The organism is Synechococcus sp. R3-13 (genome assembly GCF_047462195.1).
In the GTDB taxonomy this organism is placed as follows: domain Bacteria; phylum Cyanobacteriota; class Cyanobacteriia; order Thermostichales; family Thermostichaceae; genus Thermostichus.
This window is the reverse complement of the sequence record NZ_JANSIO010000097.1, coordinates 1-2,110: the sequence shown is the minus strand read 5'-3', so window position 1 is coordinate 2,110 and position 2,110 is coordinate 1. Positions and strand designations below refer to the sequence as shown.

Genomic DNA, 2,110 nt, shown 5'->3' with positions numbered 1-2,110 from the left:
CTGAACCGGCGCTCAAGTAGGGCAACCCCTGGGCCAAGACCGGCGAAGCCTCGCTGCAGCGCACCAAAGCCATGGCTCCTGCTTTGGTCGTAAAACCGCTGAGCACCGCCGCAACAACGGGATCCGCGGTAACGTAGGTGAGGGGCAGCCACAGGCCGGCAACGAAGATCGCCCCCTTGGCCAAAAGACCCACAGCAATCAGCGCCAAGGCCGTGGGGTCGGCCATAGCCAAACTGCTCATCGCCAGGGATCCCGTGCGCACATAGACCAGGATTGCGCCCATCAGGTAGAAGAGCATGGCCACATTGCTCATGAAAAGGTAGCGCAGCCCCACCCAGAGCTGGCGATCGCGGTGCGGAGCATTTTCTTCCACTGTGGGTTGGCCCTCAGCCCGCCGCCCATAGGTCAGCAGCAAAAACACGCCGATGCTGAGCACCTCCAGGGAAACGTAGACGCTGATCAGGTCGGCACTGATGACGACAGCATTGGCGCTACCGTGGACGATCAGCAACTGCATGGCCAGAAAGCGGCTGCCCGCAAAGCGTCTATCCAAATACAGGGCCACTCCTAGCGTGACCAGGCCGTGGGCCAAGAGCATCGCTGCTCCATTGGCATCGATCCGCAGCGTCACCCCGAAGTGATCCAAAAGCTGCAGCTCCAAGGGCGCAGCGGTTGTGCCGGGCAAGCCCCCCTGCTGCACCGCATAGGCCACCGTCAGCGCGGCCATCCCCACCAAGCTGGGACGGGTCAGGGCCGGCATCAAGTAGGTTGTGAAGGCCAGCAGAAAGGGCAATGCCACCCACACCAGCGTCAGCTCAGTCATCGGTAAAAGTGCTCTGCGCCCCTGACGCGACTGCCTGTTCGATGCTCTCGACTTCGAGGGTGGGATGATTGCGGGACAGCTTCATCACCCCCACCAACATCAAGGCTTGTACCGATAGGCCAATGACGATGGCCGTGAGGATGATCCCCTGAGGCACCGGGTCGGCATAGTCCAGCTCGCGCCAGGGTTTGTAGATGGGGGTGAACACACCGCTCCGGGCTGCCCAGATCACGAAGAAGGCAATGACCCCGGTGCTCATAACATCCATAGATAGGATCTTCATAATGAGGTTGCGCTTAACCACGACTCCCCAGAAGCCAAGGAAGATCGTGAGGATGACGGCGGCATTTAACATAGACACCTCGCTTGCTGCACTCGAGCTATCTGGTCGCTCAGTCGTTCTAAGGCTACGCCCGCTACGCGACCAGTATCCAGCTTCCGCAGTCACAGCAGCCAGATAGCCTATGGCCGGTTGCAACGCTGCCGGGATCCCCATCTCCCCAACAAGGCCGGGATCCCGAATTCGAAAGAGCTGCAGCTCCCAATGGGCAACTTGCTGCGACTTCTTGCCAGCTCTGGGGCTTGGTGGGATCCTGGTCATACACCTCTCATGCCAAGGTCGGAATTCATGGCTGCTGTTCGCAGTTTAAGTTGTAATTTAATGGCCTTGGCGGAACCGACTTCTGGATGCTGAAGATAAGGTGTTGGAGAAGGGGGTTGTAAAAGCCGTGATGCTGCCGGTGGCGGAAGCAGAAGCCCTGATTTTGCAGGCGGCTCAGCCGCTGGGCACAGAGTGGGTGGAGCTGGGATCCGCCCAAGGCCGCGTTCTCAGCCAAACTGTGTATAGCCCCCAAGATTTTCCGGCCCGGCCCACCTCCAGCATGGATGGCTATGCCGTGCGCCATGAAGATGTGCAAGCGGGGATCCCTTGTGAGCTGCAGGTGATTGAGACTCTCCCCGCCGGAAAGGCACCCACCCGAGAGCTCCAGCCTGGACAAGCGGTGCGTCTCTACACCGGCTCCCTCTTGCCCAGCGGTGCGGACACCGTGGTGATGCAGGAAGACACGCAGCAACCTTCGCCGGGAACCGTCCGCCTCTTGCAGCGTCCGCAACGGGGCCAATTTGTCCGGCCTCAGGGAGACTTTGCCCGCCAGGGGGATCCCCTCCTGCCGGCAGGGCAGGCTTTGGGCGGAGCGGAGCTAGCCGTTTTGGCCGCCATCCGACAGGCGATGGTGCCGGTGTTTCGTCAGCCCCGGGTAGCCCTGTTCTCGACAGCGGATGAGCTAG

Annotated in this window: 3 protein-coding genes; 1 reads left to right on the top strand and 2 read right to left on the bottom strand. The window is 60.9% G+C overall.

Translation table 11 applies throughout. The features are described from left to right. Together NW856_RS03300 and NW856_RS03295 are read right to left on the bottom strand one after the other, a co-directional pair. On the bottom strand, positions 1-823 hold an 823-nt coding region (locus NW856_RS03300), incomplete at its 3' end, for a proton-conducting transporter membrane subunit (protein ID WP_414399065.1). Further along, entirely contained in the window at positions 816-1,178 is a 363-nt protein-coding gene (locus NW856_RS03295; RefSeq protein WP_414341900.1) for a cation:proton antiporter subunit C, read from the bottom strand. The genes NW856_RS03295 and NW856_RS03300, both read right to left, overlap by 8 nt. A gap of 346 nt (positions 1,179-1,524) precedes the next feature. Here NW856_RS03295 and NW856_RS03290 point away from each other — a divergent pair. Then, the coding region (locus tag NW856_RS03290; protein ID WP_414399064.1) for a molybdopterin molybdotransferase MoeA at positions 1,525-2,110 on the top strand (586 nt) is incomplete at its 3' end.

Bases quoted from the DNA above. Each gene is read 5' to 3' on its own strand.
- NW856_RS03295 (WP_414341900.1), bottom strand. From the start codon at position 1,178: ATGTTAAATGCCGCCGTCATCCTCACGATCTTCCTTGGCTTCTGGGGA.